The 17,783-nt window shown below is 41.1% G+C and carries 15 protein-coding genes and 1 tRNA gene; 12 read left to right on the top strand and 4 right to left on the bottom strand.

From position 1 onward, the window contains the following. Nucleotide 1: 1 nt before the first annotated feature. Nucleotides 2-1,273 (bottom strand): M14 family metallopeptidase, encoded by a 1,272-nt coding sequence (locus EO132_RS16200; RefSeq protein WP_235856489.1) that lies wholly within the window; start codon nt 1,271-1,273, stop codon nt 2-4. A 254-nt stretch (nt 1,274-1,527) separates the two neighbouring features. On the opposite strand from EO132_RS16200, the gene EO132_RS16195 reads away from it, so the two are divergent. The 3 genes from EO132_RS16195 to bshB1 are packed head-to-tail and all read left to right on the top strand — an operon-like array spanning nt 1,528 to nt 4,871. Continuing rightward, nucleotides 1,528-2,937 carry an MATE family efflux transporter gene (locus tag EO132_RS16195; RefSeq protein WP_127138861.1) on the top strand — a complete coding sequence of 470 codons (1,410 nt, stop codon included), beginning with the start codon at nt 1,528-1,530 and terminating at the stop codon, nt 2,935-2,937. A 34-nt stretch (nt 2,938-2,971) separates the two neighbouring features. Then, on the top strand, nt 2,972-4,141 hold the full coding sequence (locus EO132_RS16190) for a trans-sulfuration enzyme family protein (protein WP_127138860.1): 1,170 nt from the start codon (nt 2,972-2,974) through the stop codon (nt 4,139-4,141). A gap of 7 nt (nt 4,142-4,148) precedes the next feature. Further along, nucleotides 4,149-4,871: a bacillithiol biosynthesis deacetylase BshB1 gene (gene bshB1, locus EO132_RS16185; RefSeq protein WP_127138859.1), complete on the top strand. Its 723-nt coding sequence runs from the start codon at nt 4,149-4,151 to the stop codon at nt 4,869-4,871. On the opposite strand, the gene EO132_RS16180 is transcribed toward bshB1, so the two are convergent. Further along, entirely contained in the window at nt 4,872-6,896 is a 2,025-nt protein-coding gene (locus tag EO132_RS16180) for a tetratricopeptide repeat-containing sensor histidine kinase (RefSeq protein ID WP_235856488.1), read from the bottom strand. A 333-nt stretch (nt 6,897-7,229) separates the two neighbouring features. On the opposite strand from EO132_RS16180, the gene EO132_RS16175 reads away from it, so the two are divergent. Continuing rightward, nucleotides 7,230-7,305: transfer RNA gene (locus EO132_RS16175), tRNA-His, on the top strand. Nucleotides 7,306-7,417: 112 nt separating this feature from the next. Here EO132_RS16175 and EO132_RS16170 read toward each other — a convergent pair. Next, entirely contained in the window at nt 7,418-8,974 is a 1,557-nt protein-coding gene (locus EO132_RS16170) for a M28 family peptidase (protein ID WP_127138857.1), read from the bottom strand. A gap of 119 nt (nt 8,975-9,093) precedes the next feature. Between EO132_RS16170 and EO132_RS16165 the strand changes: the two genes are divergently transcribed. Both EO132_RS16165 and EO132_RS16160 read left to right on the top strand, forming a co-directional pair. After that, nucleotides 9,094-10,350: an NAD(P)/FAD-dependent oxidoreductase gene (locus EO132_RS16165; RefSeq protein WP_127138856.1), complete on the top strand. Its 1,257-nt coding sequence runs from the start codon at nt 9,094-9,096 to the stop codon at nt 10,348-10,350. Between the two features lie 77 nt (nt 10,351-10,427). Continuing rightward, nucleotides 10,428-11,354 carry a hypothetical protein gene (locus EO132_RS16160; protein ID WP_127138855.1) on the top strand — a complete coding sequence of 309 codons (927 nt, stop codon included), beginning with the start codon at nt 10,428-10,430 and terminating at the stop codon, nt 11,352-11,354. Here EO132_RS16160 and EO132_RS16155 read toward each other — a convergent pair. Continuing rightward, on the bottom strand, nt 11,351-11,995 hold the full coding sequence (locus tag EO132_RS16155; protein WP_127138854.1) for an alpha/beta hydrolase: 645 nt from the start codon (nt 11,993-11,995) through the stop codon (nt 11,351-11,353). The two genes, EO132_RS16160 and EO132_RS16155, sit on opposite strands and share 4 nt — an antisense overlap. Before the next feature lie 61 nt (nt 11,996-12,056). Between EO132_RS16155 and EO132_RS16150 the strand changes: the two genes are divergently transcribed. From EO132_RS16150 to EO132_RS16125, 6 genes are all read left to right on the top strand, one after another. Then, nucleotides 12,057-12,479 (top strand): PaaI family thioesterase, encoded by a 423-nt coding sequence (locus EO132_RS16150; RefSeq protein ID WP_127138853.1) that lies wholly within the window; start codon nt 12,057-12,059, stop codon nt 12,477-12,479. Continuing rightward, on the top strand, nt 12,460-13,521 hold the full coding sequence (locus EO132_RS16145; protein ID WP_235856487.1) for a chorismate-binding protein: 1,062 nt from the start codon (nt 12,460-12,462) through the stop codon (nt 13,519-13,521). The genes EO132_RS16150 and EO132_RS16145 overlap by 20 nt, the downstream gene beginning before the upstream one ends. Before the next feature lie 55 nt (nt 13,522-13,576). Then, nucleotides 13,577-15,316, top strand: a complete 1,740-nt coding sequence (menD, locus tag EO132_RS16140) for a 2-succinyl-5-enolpyruvyl-6-hydroxy-3-cyclohexene-1-carboxylic-acid synthase (RefSeq protein WP_127138852.1) — start codon at nt 13,577-13,579, stop codon at nt 15,314-15,316. Between the two features lie 39 nt (nt 15,317-15,355). Further along, nucleotides 15,356-15,697, top strand: coding sequence for a DUF2853 family protein (locus EO132_RS16135; protein ID WP_127138851.1), 342 nt, complete (start codon nt 15,356-15,358; stop codon nt 15,695-15,697). Nucleotides 15,698-15,827: 130 nt separating this feature from the next. Further along, nucleotides 15,828-16,847 (top strand): glycosyltransferase, encoded by a 1,020-nt coding sequence (locus EO132_RS16130; RefSeq protein ID WP_127138850.1) that lies wholly within the window; start codon nt 15,828-15,830, stop codon nt 16,845-16,847. Nucleotides 16,848-16,891: 44 nt separating this feature from the next. Further along, complete coding sequence (locus EO132_RS16125) at nt 16,892-17,722, top strand: CvfB family protein (RefSeq protein ID WP_127138849.1); 831 nt, start codon at nt 16,892-16,894, stop codon at nt 17,720-17,722. Nucleotides 17,723-17,783 lie beyond the last annotated feature (61 nt).

The following is a 17,783-nucleotide window of genomic DNA, read 5'->3' as shown; positions in this document are numbered from 1 at the left end:
GCTATTGCTCCATTAAAAGTTTCATGATTTCCTCTGCAGCTACTTTACCTTTTTCTTTTAGGAAAGGTCGGGAAGTATTGTCTCCCAGTTCAAATACAATGGCAGGCATTCCATGATGTACGTAAAAATACTTGCTGGATACCATGGTAGGGTCAATTTGATCGGAAGCACTTATGTTGGTTTTCTTCTGAGGTAATCTTTCGCTGATGTTTTCAATCCAGTCAAATACTATTTTCCCTTTTTCCCCGGTTACAGTGGTATCAATGGGGTAGTAGATATCGTCCCATGTCGAGTGGAAATCTGCTCCGAAAACAAAATCATAGGTCTTGTCTTTCTCTACTAGAAAATCCCGAACGTTTCTGGTTTCTGGCTGATGGAAGTTTTGCCAGTCCCTGTTGAGGTCAATGCCTCCCATATTATGTCTCCAATGCCCATTGTCGGCTCCATCAGGATTCATCAATGGTACCACAAACACGGAGTGCTCTTGTCTAAACTCCTTGGCTAGTTCCGAATTCCCGGAAATGGTTTCAATAAAAGACTTCATGGCTAAAAACCCAGTTACTTCGGGTGGGTGTTGTCTGGAAATGATCATCATGGCTTTATTGGCCTCTTCATTTGCATTGATTTCCATCAAGTGCATGGTACGTTTCTCCTTTGACAGACCGATTGGATAATTTTCAATAAACGGTTTTTGACTCAGGGAATCCACCCATTCCTTTACAATGGTGGAAGTATAAAGTTCCTGTGCGGTTATCCAAGTTGGGTCTTCGGTCACACTAATTGTCAATTCCGCAGATTCTGGTGCTGCTTTTATTCCAAATTCGCCAACGCCGGAGTTAATGGCCTTAAATTTTGTGCTATCGAGAGGGGTAAAGTTTCTTCCGTCCGTACTGATCTTTGGGTAATATCTGCTTCTTGAATCTTGATAGTTTAACTGAACCGTGATATCGCGCGGCTCCTCGGACCATACCTGAAAAGCATACCAAGGACTTACGTTGATGGGTGTGTTTTCAGCGGTAACCCATATAGTATAATGGTCGTTACCGTCGTAGGCCACACCGTTCAACCGGGCACCCTCAAATTTGTTTGAAAAGAAAGTCATTCTGTCGTTAAAGGCCCAAATACCTTTCCATTGCTTTTGAATGGGCTTGTCCACCGTAGGTACAACAGGGCTTTTACCTTGTCCTTGATAACCTGATTTTTCTTTGGTCTCTGCAGTCTCAGGAGACTTTCTACATGATGTTGTTAGTGCCAAGGAACATGATAGTACCATGATCACCAAAATTTTAATACGCATTATTTTGAATTATTTAAGTTGGTATGGACGAAGGTAGGGACAAGGAGTGGGCTAGTAAATGAAAAAAAATGAATAATATATAGGATTTTTTCGCATATTTGCATCATCATGAAGTAACAAGAATTATGTACACGATAGATGTCACCATTGGCCGAGGGCCGATCCAGTAACCGAAACTCCCTCGGCGAATCCGACATTGACTTACTTTTTCCACACATAATTCTTTGATAATGACTCATCAACATACAAATTCATTTAAAAAATTCATTCAATATTTCTGGATAGCCATTTCCGGTAAAGAGACAGAATTTACTTCTGGAAGCATCCGAAAGGCCATTTTCATGCTTTCCATTCCCATGATTTTGGAAATGCTCATGGAATCCATTTTTGCGCTGGTGGACATTGCCTATGTCTCCAAAGTAAGCGTGAATGCCGTGGCGACCATCGGATTGACAGAATCCGTTATCACGCTGGTTTATGCGTTGGCCATTGGGCTCAGCATGGCTGCCACCGCAGTTGTGGCGCGTAGGATCGGAGAAAAAGACGTGGACGGGGCACGTATTGCAGCCATACAGGCCATTAGTTTGGGCGTGGTAATTTCCATAACCATCGGAATCATTGGTATTATTTATGCTAAGGATATCTTGGCCCTCATGGGTGCCGAACCCGACCTGATTGCTGACGGATATGGGTATACTCAATTTTTGATTGGAGGAAACATTACCGTAGTGCTCTTGTTCTTGATCAATGCCATTTTCCGCGGCGCGGGGAATGCATCCATAGCCATGTGGGCCTTGGTACTTTCCAATGGACTCAATATCATTTTGGACCCCATGTTTATCTTCGGTTTTGGACCTATTCCTGAAATGGGCGTAAAAGGTGCAGCGGTAGCTACCAATATCGGTAGGGGAACGGCTGTACTCTTTCAATTGGGAATTTTATTCTTCGGTTGGGGAAAAATCAAATTGGCGGCCAAGGATTTGGTATTGAACTTAAAGGTAATGCTCAATTTGATCAAAGTTTCATTGGGTGGAATCGCCCAGTTCCTGATTGGGACTTCGAGTTGGATTTTCCTTATGCGAATCATGTCCGAGTTCGGAAGCGAAGTATTGGCAGGGTACACCATTGCCATTCGTGTAATGATGTTCACTTTAATGCCATCTTGGGGTATGAGCAACGCAGCAGCAACCTTGGTTGGTCAAAATCTTGGAGCCAAACAACCCGATAGGGCTGAGCAATCCGTTTGGAAAACGGGGAAATACAACGCCTATTTCATGGGCACGGTTTCCTTGGGGTATCTTATCTTTGCGAACACCATTATTTCTTGGTTCAATACAACGCCGGAGGTGGTAAAGAGCGGAGCACTTTGTCTTCAAGTGATTGCCATCGGGTATATTTTCTATGCCTATGGTATGGTAGTGACACAAGCTTTCAATGGAGCAGGGGATACCCGTACTCCCACCAAGATCAATTTGATTTCGTTCTGGTTCTTTCAATTGCCATTGGCCTATATTTCAGCTTTGGTTCTGGGGTGGGGTGCAACAGGTGTTTTCATAGCCATTACCTTGGCAGAAGTAATGTTGGCAGTTTTGGCCATGATATGGTTTAAAAAAGGAAAATGGAAGAAAGTCCAAGTATGATGGGTTTCGTATCTTTATCCTAAAGAAAACCAACATGAACGAGGATAAAAAAGGATTGAATACCATCTGTACCCACGTTGGCGAGTTGGAGGACAAGGAATTCAAAGGGGCAGTGTCTCCTTTGTACATGAGTTCATCGTACCAATTTGAGGACGTAGCGGTAAAAAGATACCCTAGATATTACAATACGCCCAATCAAGAAGCGTTGGGTAAAAAACTGGCAGCCTTGGAGCATACCGAGGCTGCTTTGATTTTTGGTAGCGGAATGGCAGCTATCAGCACAGCATTGATGGCATTTCTTCAAGCTGGAGATCATGTGGTGCTACAGCAGACCATTTATGGGGGAACCTACCATTTTGCTGTGAGTCAATTTGAAAGATTTGGCATCGAATATTCCTTTACTACAGGATGGGAGGTTGAAGATTTTGAAAAAGAAATCAAACCAAATACCAAAGTGCTGTATTTGGAAACACCATCGAACCCATTGTTGACCATTACTGATGTAAAAGGAGTGGCCGATTTGGCCAAAAAGAAAGGAATCCTTTCCATGATCGACAATACCTTTGCAAGTCCCATCAATCAGAATCCAATTGATTTTGGAATTGATGTGATAGTCCACAGTGCCACCAAATATATGGGAGGACATTCCGATATCTGTGCCGGTGTTGTTGCCGCATCTCAAGAGCATATGGAAGAGGTTTGGCAAACAGGGATTTGTTTTGGTGGAAGCCTGAGCGATTATACGGTTTGGCTTTTGGAACGAAGCTTAAAAACGATGGCCATCCGTGTGAAGGCCCAAAATGAGAATGCAATGCAAATGGCCACCTATTTGAGTCAAAGTGATGATGTGGACCATGTGTATTATCCTGGACTTAAAGACCATCCAGGGCACGAACTGGCCAAATCACAGATGAAGGGTTTTGGAGGTATGCTTTCTTTTGAATTGAAACCAGAAATAGATGCATCCCTTTTCTTTAAGGAATTGAAATTGATAAAACCATCCATGAGTTTGGCAGGGATTGAAAGCACCATGCTTTCTCCGACCCAAACCTCCCATGCATTGATGAGTCCGGAAGACAGGGCCAAACAAGGGATAAAGGACTCGTTGATTCGTTTTTCTCTAGGCATTGAGGAAACGGAAGATTTAATAGCGGATATTGAACAGGCGATAGCCAAAGTAAAATCCATGACCGTTACGGCGTAATATTTATATGAAATTAGACATTTTAGTATTCGGAGCGCATCCAGATGATGCCGAACTTGGGGCAGGGGCCACCATAGCAAAAGAAGTTTCCAGAGGAAAAAAGGTAGGGATAGTGGATTTGACCCGTGGCGAACTCGGAACCCGGGGCTCTGCCGAAATAAGGGACAGAGAAGCGGCAAAAGCAGCCGAAATTTTGGGTGTAGCCGTTCGTGAAAACATGGAGTTTGCCGATGGATTTTTTGTGAACGACAAGGAGCATCAGTTGGAACTCATCAAAATCATTCGAAAATATCGACCAGAAATTGTGCTCTGTAATGCTATCGAAGACCGTCATATTGATCATGGAAAAGGCAGTAAACTGGTCAGTGATGCCTGCTTTTTGAGCGGATTGATGAAAATAGACACCAAAATGGACGGGGATGATGCATGGCAAGAAGTCTGGAGGCCGAAATTGGTCTATCATTTTATTCAATGGAAAAACCTGGAACCCGATTTTGCCGTGGATGTATCAGGATTTATAGAAACGAAAACCGATGCTATAATGGCCTACGGTTCACAATTCTTTGACCCTGATAGCGACGAGCCAGAGACACCCATCAGCAGTAAAAACTTTACGGACAGTGTCATCTACAGAGCCAGGGATTTAGGCAGGTTGATTGGCGTGGAGTACGCTGAAGGTTTTACAGTGGAACGATATGTTGGAGTGGACAGTCTTGATGATCTAATTTGATCAAGACGCTTTTTGGTACCTACTCTGTGCTTTAGGAACGGTAAAGTAGAAGGTGGTTCCCTTACGCGGAACGCTATCCACCCAAATTTCCCCATTGTTTTTATGGACCATTTCCTTGCATAGCGAGAGGCCTAACCCTGTACCTTTCTCATTGTTGGTACCGTAAGTGGTAATGTTGGATGAATCCTTGAAAACGGAACGTTGCATTTCAGCCGTCATCCCGATACCTGTGTCACGAACGGATATCTGCCACATGCCCGATTTCTCTTCGGCGCCAATAGTGATAAGACCATTTTCAGGGGTAAATTTTATGGCATTGCTCAGTAAATTTCGGATAACGATGTCAATTTGGTTGTTATCGGCCCAAATACGAGGGTTTTCAGGAAGTTGGTTGATGATCTTGATGGATTTACTTTTCGCAATCTCAGATAACAATTGAATATTATTGCTCACAAGGTAAGACAAGGATACCCGTTTAGGTTTGGTCACAACACCGTTAAGTTGGTTCAATCCCCAGGATAACAGGTTGTTCAAGGTAAAGGATATATTGTCGACATCTGTTTTAAGTTTTGGAATAAACGAGACCAGCTCTTTTGTGGAAATGTCCCCATCGGTAAACATTTTCAGAATACTTTGTAAACCACCAATAGGTCCCCTGAGGTCGTGCCCAATAATTGAGAACAACTTTGTATTGGTTTTGTTGATTTCATGAAGTTGTGACTCTCTTTGGATTACCGCTTGTGATTTATCCTTGAGTTCTTTGTTCAATTTTTTCTGGATATTCTCACTTCTTCGGATTACAAAAGTGATAATGGTCAGAATCAGAAGTACGATTACGGTAAAATAGATGTAATTACGTTGTTTGGCAAGGGCTTCTTCATTGGCTTCTATTAATTCTTGCTTTTCCTGCTCGTAGTGTAATTTGGTTTCGAGAAGAGATAAGCTTTGCTTGTTCTTGTCCATGAACAGCGAATCAGACAACGTTTTGAAGGTTTCCAGATAAGCCAAAGCTTCTGGGGTTTCCCCGTTCTTTTTGTAAACCTTGTACAATGTCTCTGAACAATCAATCTGCCCTTGCAACGATTTGATTTTATTGGAAAGTGTAAGCCCCTTTTTGGCATATTCCAATGAGAGACTGTCCCTTTCTAAGCCGAAGTATACTTTGGCCATTCCATTCATCAACTGAATTTTAATTCGATCATCCTCAATTTGGTGTTTGAAGAGCATATCGCTCTGGTCGTACCAATATAAAGCCCATTTGTACTTTTTCTGATCGAGGTAAATGTCTCCCTTTACCTGGTAGGCATAGGCCAACCAATCGTAAATTTTATGTTTTTCGAAGGTACTGATGCTCCGATTGATGTTGAACATCGCATTTTTATAATCCTTTGCATCTTTATATAGCGATGCCATGTTACTTTGCGTTTCTGCATCCACGACTTCGTCGCCCAACCTTCTGTTGAATTTCTGCACAGTGTCATAAAACATCAATGCATTTTTAAAGTCTTTTTGGTCGGCGTATAGTCCAGCTATATTTTCATTGAGCACAGAAAGGGTAGATTCATCCTCGATTTTTCTGGCCAGGTCAATGCCCTTTAGGTTAAGGTTCAGTGCTTCGGCATAGTTTCCTTCAAAACTATAGTTTTGGGCCATGGTATTTATGATGGACAATTCCGAATCTATATCATTTACCTCTGTTGCAAGCTCAAGGGCCTCCTTGAACATGGGCATGGATTTTTCCCTGTTCCCTTTATTGTAATGATAAGTTCCCAGCGCATTCAAACCACCTATTATGCCATGGGCATAATTTATTTTTCTACTGTATTCCAAGGCTCTGTTTGCCACCGAGTATAGGCTGTCGCTGTCCAGATATTGGTAAGAAAAAGCAAGGTCCACTAGCAAATTGATGTGGGTAGTGTCTTTGGGATTGAAACGATGGGTTGATTCGAGGCGTTGTAGTTTATAGGCCAAGCTATCCCTTTCATTGGAAGATTGCCCTAAAGCAGTGATGGTCACTGTAAACATAAGGGTGCAAAGCACTAGTGAAACTAATGAGGCTTTACGGTTGATTACGAAGTTTTTTTCTGACAACACCCAGTTGAAAATATTTGTTGTAAAAATAATTTCGGAACACCGTTTTGGGAATTAATTGTTGTGAAATGCCCAAAAATGTGTGTTTGGTCTTAAAAACGTGCATTTTAACGGTAAATTGTACTGTTCAACTTTTAATGTTAGTTGCCAGTGAGTTAAAAGAAAACAGAACGGGAGCGAATCTACTATATGAGAATAAATTGATGTAATTTGAAAAATATTTTGGTTGAATCATTACAAAAAAGTATTTTTGCATCCGCTTTAAATGGTGGTTGTAGCTCAGCTGGTTAGAGCGCTGGATTGTGGTTCCAGAGGTCGCCGGTTCGAACCCGGTCTTCCACCCTTGAGTTTGTAAAATCCCAAGCCTTCTGGTTTGGGATTTTTTGTTTTAAAAACGATCACATAAAAAAAGCCCTCAGGTATTGAGGGCTTTTACTTTTTTGAATCTTGGCTTTTTAATCAGCGGCCTTGTCGACTACCAATCTGTTGGGTCTGTTGGCTATTTCCCATGCTGTATAGAAAATAAGTCTTGAACGGTTTTCCAAGAGATCATAATTTATCTTGTCAGGTGTGTCGCTTGGTCTATGATAGTCCGCGTGGGTACCATTGAAATAGAATATGATCGGAATATTGTTTTTGGCAAAATTGTAGTGATCACTTCGGTAATAAAAACGGTTCGGGTCGTTCTCATCATTGTATGTGTAATCAAACTCAATGTTGGTATATTGATTATTTACCTCTTCGGATAGATTGTGCAATTCGGTACTCAATTTATCGGAACCTATCAAATACAAATAGTTTCTAGCTCCTTCATAGTTGGGGTCGATACGTCCAATCATATCAATGTTAAGGTCCACAACAGTGTTTTCCAAAGGGAAAATAGGGTCGACATCGGTATAATATCTAGAACCTAAAAGTCCTTTTTCTTCTCCGGTAACATGTAAGAACACTATGGAACGTTTTGGACCATTGCCTTCATTAGCAGCCTTTTTAAAGGCCTCTGCAATTTCCAATAAGGAAACAGTACCGGAACCATCGTCATCGGCACCGTTATTGATTTGCCCGTCGGAAGTGATCCCAGTATGGTCCAAGTGGGAAGAAATGACGACATACTCTTCTGGTTTTTCGGAACCTTTTAAAATGGCCACAACATTTTCAGAATTGATTTTTTCATCGCTGCTCGTAATGTTCAATTCGATGTCAGCCTCAATAAGTTTGGGAATATTGTCCTCCTCAATATCACTTTTTAGAGCTTTTACCGCGGTATCGTCCAAGTAGATAAGAACTTCATCACTCTTTTCATCGGCCAATCTCATTCTACCACTATTGTTCTTCTTCATATACTGAAAATACCTGTTGGACCTTGGGAAGCTCAACATATCGTAGTATAATACACCAATAGCCCCTTTTTCTTTGGCAATATCACGTTTCTTGCCTACTGCTTCGGATGCATTGCTCCAAACCGATTGTTCCATATTTCCGGAAATATCGTATACGCCATTTTCATCAACTGGCTCACCAGCTTTGATCAATACATATTTCCCTTTTACATCAATCCCGCTATAGTCCGAATAGTCTCCATCTTCTATACCATATCCAGCGTAAACAATGCTATTGTAGTCACCTTTGGCTTCTGAAAAGGTCAATACATGTTCGCCAAGCTCAAAAGATGTACCATTGATGCTCATATTTCCCTCAGGAGCTTTGGACACCTCTAAGGGAACATCTTGAAAATATTCGCCATTTGATTGTGCTGGTGGAATTTCCAAGGATTCATAGTGTGCCTTAATGTAATTTACGGCCTTTTTTTGTCCGGGAGTACCGGTTTCCCTTCCCTCAAACTCATCTGAAGCATAGGTGTATAAATGCTCTTTAAGATCTTCTTGGGTAATGGATTCCGCATAGGATACCGGGCTGGCTACCGGTTTTGGTTGTTGGGCCTCCGCAACTGTTTTCTGGGAGGAATTGCAGGCAAAGGCAAAGCCCAATACCAATAAGGATAATTTTTTCATTAGTCTGTAAGTTTTCATAATCCTTCAAAAATAGTCAAAAAGTTAGATAAAGAAATCGCAATTTTGGCATTATCATTCTCAGCCCTTTATGTATTTTGCACCGGTATTAAAGGATTAACATGGACAAGAATAAAAGTGTAATTGTAATTGGTGGTGGTATCGTGGGACTATCCACCGCTTATTTTTTACAAAAGGAAGGGCATCGGGTAACTGTATTGGATAAATCCGATATTACATCCGGAGCTTCTTTTGTTAATGCAGGATACCTCACTCCAAGCCATATTATTTCCTTGGCCGCACCTGGCATGATCACAAAGGGATTGAAGTATATGTTCAATTCATCCAGCCCTTTTTATATGAAACCTAGATTGGATCCTGATTTCATAAAATGGGCATGGTATTTTAAAAAGTCCTCAACCCAATCCAAAGTGAAGCAGGCCATGCCTGTAATCAAGGACATCAACCTTTTGAGCAGGGAACTGTATGAAGGTATCCAGGCTTCAGGCGACTTGGGGGATTTTGAGATAGGGGATAAAGGCTTATTGATGGTTTACCAAACCGAAGCAGCCCGCGACCACGAGATGGAAGTGGTGGAAAAAGCCGGAGAAATGGGACTAGTAGGCAAACACCTGTCCAAAGAAGAATTACGGCAAATAGAACCCAATGTGGATTTCAATGCTGAGGGAGCCGTGCTTTGGGAATGTGACCGGCATACCACACCACCATTGATCATGAAAAGAATGGTGGAGTACCTAGATAAAAGTGGAGTGGCCCTTCACAAAAATGAAACTGTAACCGATGTGTCCGTCTCGGGGAATAAAATTACCGGGGTTACTACCAACAAAACCTCTTACAAAGCGGATGAAGTGGTCTTTGCTGCAGGATCCTGGACTTCTGAACTGTCAAAAAAATTGAACTTGAAATTGCCGTTGCAAGCAGGTAAAGGATACAGAATCAATGTAGAAGAGCCCACAAACATTACCATGCCCGCCATTTTGATGGAAAAAAAGATTGCTGTTACCCCCATGGAAGGCTTTACGCGTTTTGCGGGAACCATGGAGTTTTCAGGAATCAACCATAACATTCGCAAGGAAAGGGTGGAGGCCATTGCAAAAGGGGTGGAAGGATACTACCAAGGACTACGACTTCCCGAGGAAGCCAAGAAAAATGCGCAATGTGGACTTCGTCCCGTTTCTCCCGATGGGCTTCCGTATATAGGTAGACCTAAAAACATTGACAATGTAACCATTGCCACCGGACATGCCATGATGGGATGGAGCTTGGGTCCGGCTACCGGCAAATTGGTAACCGAAATCATTTCAGGGGATAAATTGTCCATGGATATTGCTCCATTCGACCCCGGTAGAAAGTTTTAAATAACATTTGATCATCTAGGGCACGATATATGCGGTTTAGATTTTTCAGTTGCATTTTTAACGACTAATTTTACAGCATGAAAAAACACTACACCATACTACTCCTTTTTTCATTTATTCATAGCCTTGGAATTTGGTCCCAAGAGGTTCAAATCTTTACTGTTGAAGACTTTGATCTCAAAGGGCAGGTTAAATCGTGCCTTGTAAGTACCGATTATGGCAAGGAATTATTTGAATTCAACAAGGATGGTGTACTGACCAAGACAATTACCCAATACAACGAGACCGACCAGGACATTACCTATTACAAATACAATGAAGGTGAGTTGGTGGAGAAGCGCATGGAAAGCTATAAGGGCAACGTTTTGGATGAATCCACTTCCATGGCCAATTTTTATGAATTGGATACGGTTCCCAATCGTAAGATCATTGAAAAGATAATTTCCTATGACAAACAGTTCTTGGAGCAGCAGCACTACCATTATGATGAGGAAGGAAAATTGACCCGCATCATTACATCCAACGGCGAAGGGGTGGACGAGACCACTTTTGAATATACTCAGGTAAAAAACGAAAAGACGGTTAGCACTTTTACCAATGGAATCTTGCAAAAATCAGTTAGGACTTCCACCAAAAAAGGCGCGAATGGCGAATATGAGGTTATTTTGACCAAGGAGTATATCGATGGAGAACCCAATATTGCAAACGAAGAGGTTTTCAATAGTGCAGGTAAGCTGGTTACAAGTGAAGATTTTCTGTATGATGTAGCAGGAAAGGAGTTCGTATCACAGAAAAAAAAATTCTATCACTATACTGACGGAGTGCTGAGCAAGGTCATCAAGAAAACGGTAAATACGGAATCAGCGGACAAGTATATTTTTCAGTTCGATAATCATACACCCAGCAATTGGGTAAAGCAGATTGTTACTCCAGGAAACACATATACCACAAGAACCATCGAATATTACGAAGAGGAAGCTTCCAAGGAGGAGACCAGTAATTAAATCAGGCCTTCAATGATTTCTGGCTTTACTTCATGTCCACCTTTAAATGTGATGGTTTCAGCATAGCCTTTGAACAGTTTGTCAATTTTAACTTTTTCGCTTTTCAATCGGTCTGGGGTCAAGTATTGGTCTTGGTCGCCGTAGATAATTTTTATATCAGTAGAGTCGAAATCCAAAAAATCAAAATCCTTCGCTGTCAATTCATTGGGGATACCACCGGCATACAAAGCCACTAGTTTACAATTTGCCTTTTTGCTGGCCAGCCATCGCGTAGCCACGGAAACCCCTTGCGAAAACCCGAAGAGCATAAGGTTTACATTTTCTGGGATTTCTTCAGCTTCCAGTACCGCATCAATATAGTTGAGTACATTCTTGATTTCCGTTTGGGTGTTTTCCTTGGTCAGCCAACTTGCGCCAACATATTTGTACTCGTTCTTCAGATAATACTTGGAAGGAGCTTGGGGAACAATAATGTAGTTTTCCTCAGCATCAAGCCCATTGAAATACTTCACAAAATAGCGGCTCAAATAACCGATTCCATGAAAAACCAACCATACATTCTTGGTTTTCGGGGTTAATTCATTCTGCGTCAGGTATGTATTCTCGGAAGTGTAGGTAACAGTCTTCTCTGTGTTGGACATGTTTAAAAATGCTGATTTAGATATTGGCAAAGCTTTGTGTAATTTTACAAAAATTAGAGGGATGAACGAACACAAAGAGAAGATTCTGTCTGTTTGCAACGAAATTTGCAAAGGCACATTAATGGAAACATTGGACATAACGTATATTGATGTAGGCGAAAATTTTCTCTTGGCCAAAATGCCCGTCACACCAAAAGTCCACCAGCCTGATGGTGTATTGCACGGAGGGGCTTCCGTAGCTTTGGCCGAAAGTGTGGGGAGTGCAGCTTCCTATATTTTCTTGGACGGACAAAAGTTTTTTGTTCGAGGCATTGAAATCGCTGCTAACCATGTTCGTTCCATAAAAGAAGGCTTTGTGTATGCCAGGGCCTCCATACTTCACAAAGGGAGAACCACGCAATTGTGGGAAATAAAAATTACCGATGAAGAGGACCGTTTGATTTCCAACTGTAAACTGACCACCATTGCACTACCCAAAAACTAAGAACCTTCAGGAGATTTTGGATAGGGTAGAGACCTGTCTCGATGAAGGTTTGCCATTTGCATTGTACAGGAAACCCAACGAAGATGAAATTTCAGGGGTTTTTCAGGCTGATGCTGCACTTCATCACTCCAAGGATTTTACGGAAAAAGGATTTGTTTTTGCCCCTTTTGATTCAGAAGATAAGGTTGTTTTGATTCAACCTGATGAGATTTGGAAAGGAAAGTTTCATTATGAAGCGTCCCAAGACACAAATAGCATTTCTTTGGATGAATCGGGGCGGGAAGCGCATATCAATTTGGTAAAAAGCGGTATCAAGGAAATTGAAAAAGGAAGGCTTCAAAAAGTAGTGCTTTCCAGAAAGATTGAGGTTACCGTTTCTAAATCGCCCATCAAAATATTAAAAACGCTTCTCAACAAATATCCCAACGCCTTTGGCTATCTTTTCCATCATCCCAAAGTAGGAATTTGGTGCGGTGCAACCCCCGAAACCTTGGTCAAAGTCAGGGACAAAAAATTACAGACCATGTCTTTGGCTGCCACCTTGCCCTACGTGGAAAATGTAAAACCAAAATGGGGAAAGAAGGAGATAGAGGAACAGCAAATGGTATCCGAGTACATTGGGGATAAACTGGCCCATACCATGGAGCGCTTGGAAATAGATGAAGCGGAATCCGTGAGGGCGGGGAATTTATGGCACTTACGCTCCGAGGTACGCGGCAGCATGATGCCTAACCTAAAGGTTGAGGAAGTTATCAGGGCATTGCACCCAACCCCTGCGGTGTGTGGAATACCCACAGGTGAGGCCACACAATTTATTAAGGCCAACGAAAACTACAAAAGAACATTCTACACAGGTTTTTTGGGCGAGCTGAACTTAAATGGACAGGGAGAATTGTCGTTGTTCGTTAACTTAAGGTGCATGCAGTTGGAGAATGGTAAAGCATCCATTTTTGTCGGAGGCGGAATCACGGAAGCATCCAACCCGGAAAGCGAATGGGAAGAGACCCAGAACAAGAGTAAAACCATGTTGGGCATCCTGTAAATTCATAAGCTCTATATTGGCTTTTTACCACACAGATGATGTATTTTTGTAGTCCATGATGTACTCAGATATACCCGCTGCACAGACTTTGGTTTTGTACTTTAAATCAAAGGGTGTTAAAAATATAGTTATCTCCCCGGGGTCCAGAAACGCCCCATTGACCATAAGTTTCACTAAAAATCCATTTTTTAAATGTTTCAGCATTGTAGATGAACGCTGTGCCGCCTTTTTTGCCATGGGCATGGCACAACACCTGCAGGAGCCCGTGGCCGTGCTTTGTTCTTCGGGTAGTGCGATGTTGAATTTTTATCCCGCTGTGGCGGAAGCATTTTATAGCGACATCCCGTTGATTGTAGTATCTGCGGATAGGCCCAGTTACAGGATAGACATTGGGGACGGACAGACGATACGACAGGAAAATGTATTGGAAAAGCACATTGGCTATTCGGCTAATTTGAAACAGGATGTTTCCCATGCCACGCAGACCATTTCAAAATATGGAAAGTCGTTGTTGAAAAACAGTCAAGAGGAGGTACAACAACATAACGAGAAAGAGATTGTCAAGGCCCTTGCCGTCGCTTTTGATGACAAATATCCTGTTCATATCAACATTCCCTTTGAGGAGCCCTTGTATGGAAGGGTAGAAGAGCCCTCGGTACAAATCCAAAATTTGGAAGCTTTAGCAAACCCATCAAACCCGATGGATGATAATTGGGACAATTTGGCCGCGATATGGAATACCAGTTCTCGGAAAATGGTTTTGGTCGGTGTAAATCATCCCAATGCTATTGATGAAGGAGTCTTGGAGCTTTTGGCCAACGACCCCAATACGGTTTTGTTTACAGAAACGACATCGAATCTGCACCATCCCAACTTTTTTGAGAGTATCGATAGTATCATCGCTCCCATTGAAAAATCCAAAAACAGGGAGGAGCTTTTTCAAAAGTTGCAACCAGAACTTTTGGTAACCTTTGGTGGACTGATCGTGTCCAAAAAAATAAAGGCCTTTTTACGGGAGTACAGGCCCAAGCAACATTGGCATATCGATACAAAAAAAGCCAATGATACCTTTTATTGCTTGACAAAGCATATTAAAGCCGACCCCAATCAATTTTTTGAAAAGATGGGGGCCAATGGTTCCGGCGATAGTGATTTCAAGGCATTTTGGGAACATAAAAAAGATAATTACGAGAAAAAGCGTAAGGACTATTTGAAGGAAATTCCATTTTCGGATTTTATCGCTTTTGACCGAATCTTAAAAAACATACCCAAAGGGTATCAGGTACATTTGGCCAATAGCTCCACCGTAAGGTATGCACAACTTTTTACTTTGGATGAATCCCTTCAGGTATTTTGCAATCGTGGTACAAGCGGCATAGATGGTACTACTTCCACGGCCGTGGGAAGTTCCATTTACAGTAAGGAACCCACCGTTTTACTTACGGGCGACCTGAGTTTCTTTTATGACAGCAACGCATTGTGGAACAAGTATATGAGACCTGATTTCAGGATTGTGCTCATCAATAATTCAGGAGGGGGCATTTTCAGGATTTTGCCAGGCAAAGAGGATACGGAAGAGTTTGAGACCTTTTTTGAGACCAGTCACGACTTATCCGCTGAACATTTGGCAGAAATGTATGGTTTTGAACATATCCATGCAAAAAACGAGGCAGAATTGGATGAAGCATTACAGAAACTATATGCAAAATCAGACAGGCCGAAAATCTTGGAAGTCGCCACACCACGGGTTTTGAACAATAAAATTTTGCTTGGGTACTTCGATTTCATATCTTAGAACCTTTGCTTTAAAATCCATTAAGAACACTAACACATTATGAGTAAAAGAGACGAATTAATTGAAAAGTACGCCGAGGACATCAAAAGTAAATTTGGGCAAACTCCGGATATGGATCTGCTGACAAAAGTTGCGATAGGATTGGGTCCTGCTATTTATAATTTGGATGCTTCCAAAGTTTCTGGTTCCGATGATAAGGAATTGGAAACGGTCAAGAACAATTTTTTGATCAAGAAATTGGGATTGGCGGAGACCCCTGCATTGATGGAATCCATCAATAGTGTTATTGATGCGTACGGAAAGTCGGAAAAGAATAAACATCGTGCGGTAATCTATTACATGTTGACGAAGCACTTTGGAAAAGAATCGGTTTATAATTAAGATTACGACCCGTTTAAAGAAGCTGTCCAAATAAGGGCAGCTTTTTTATTTGAAAGAAATAAGTTTAAACCCCAGATGCTTGTCTTGATATTTGCCTTATAAAATCGTTTGTTAATTTAAAACTGATTAAGTGGATTTAAGTATTGTTATTCCAGCATATAATGTTGAGTCACATATAGAAATTTGTTTGAAAAGCTTGCTCAACCAGAATATAGATTCATCACGTTATGAAATCATTGTGGTAAATGATGGGTCTACAGATGCTACAGAATCTATTGTTCGAGGACTCATAGCAGAACACGGAAATATTAAGCTAATAAATCAGGAAAACAAAGGCAATGGAGGCGCTAGAAATAGAGGTGTAGATATTGCATGTGGTCACTATTTATATTTCGTGGATGCTGATGACTATATAGCTGCCAATACCTTAGAAAAGATATTGAATTTAGCAATTACAAATGATTTGGATATTATAGGATTTAACAGTAAACAAGTAACAAGTCATTCACTGTCCAAATCTGATAATATTGATGAAGACAAGCCTGTTTCTGTTATGAAAGGCACACAGTTTATAGGTAAACATAATTTCAAACCTGAGGTTTGGTGGTATTTTATAAGAAGACAATTTTACCATAATTGTAAGGTAACTTTTTATCACAGAAAGTTTCTGCAGGATTCATATATAACCCCTATTCTTTTTAGTAAGGCAGAAAGAGTAGTTTACTTGAACTATGATGTATACAGATACTACATGTCCAACAATTCTATTACTCGAAACAAATCCAAAAAGCATTTGAAAACCCATTTTAAGGATTTAGCTTTTGCAATAGAAAAGCAAGATGAGTTGATAAAATCAATTGAAAATGAAAATAAAGGCGAGAATATAGATTGTTTGAAGATGTTAAAAGCCAAAAAAGAAAGGTATGTTCTGATTTCAATAGTTCGATACTTCAAATCTGATTTTAGTTTTAAAGAGTTGAGTAAAGATTTAGAAATATATAGGGAAAAAGATGCATATCCATTTCGTTTTTTTCCGAAGGTCAATGGATTTGATAGTTTATTGAACAGGACTCTGGTTTTCATTTTCAACTCTAAGCCTTTGCTTAATGTATCTTTTCGATCTTATCAATTGTTGAAAAAATTGACTTAAGGGAATGGTTTTTTATACCCATGATTTACAGCTACCTTTGCCAAATGATAGAATTGGGAAACTACAATACCCTTAAGGTGCTCAGGAGCACCAGTATAGGACTTTTTTTAGGAGACGATGAAGGCACGGAAATTCTATTGCCCAACAAATATGTCCCCGAAGATTTTCAGATTGACCAGGAAATGGAGGTATTTTGTTACTTGGACAATGCCGAACGTCCTATATCTACGACCTTGGAGCCAAAAATAATACGTAATGGCTTTGCTTGTCTGGAAGTGGTAGAAGTGGGGGCATATGGAGCCTTCATGGATTGGGGTCTGGAAAAACACCTGCTTGTTCCATTTAGGGAACAGTCCCAGCGTATGGAAGAAGGCAATAAGTACATTGTACATTGCTATATGGACGAAGAGAGTATGCGCTTGACCGGATCCAGTAGGGTGGACAAGTTTTTGTCCAACGAGGACGTCACCTATGAACAGAACGACCCTGTTGATTTGTTGGTGCATAGAAAAACCCCTTTGGGGTGGGAGGTTATTGTGGATGACCGTCACAAAGGACTCATTTTTGATAGTGACATTTTTAAACCTGTAACTGTTGGAGACCGTTTAAGAGGGTTCGTCAAAAATGTAAGGGAGGACAAAAAGATAGATATTTCCCTACAGCCCATTGGTGCCAAAATGCTGGAGCCCACGGCCAAAATGATTTTGGATAAACTCGTAGAGAACGGAGGTTTTTTGCCCTTGCACGACAAATCATCTCCAGAAGAAATCAAGAAAACCCTGCATTTGAGCAAAAAGGCCTTTAAAAAAGGTGTGGGTATTTTGTACCGTCAGAGAAAAATCAATATTCAGGATGATGGTATACACATGCTGTAATGGAAAAATGTCCGTCAAGGCTTGATTCTTGCAAGCTTTAGGGCTGTAAAGTTTTTTTCTT

Origin of the sequence: Flagellimonas oceanensis (assembly GCF_003992595.1) — a bacterium.
Taxonomy (GTDB): domain Bacteria; phylum Bacteroidota; class Bacteroidia; order Flavobacteriales; family Flavobacteriaceae; genus Flagellimonas; species Flagellimonas oceanensis.
This window is presented reverse-complemented; position numbering and strand designations above follow the sequence as displayed.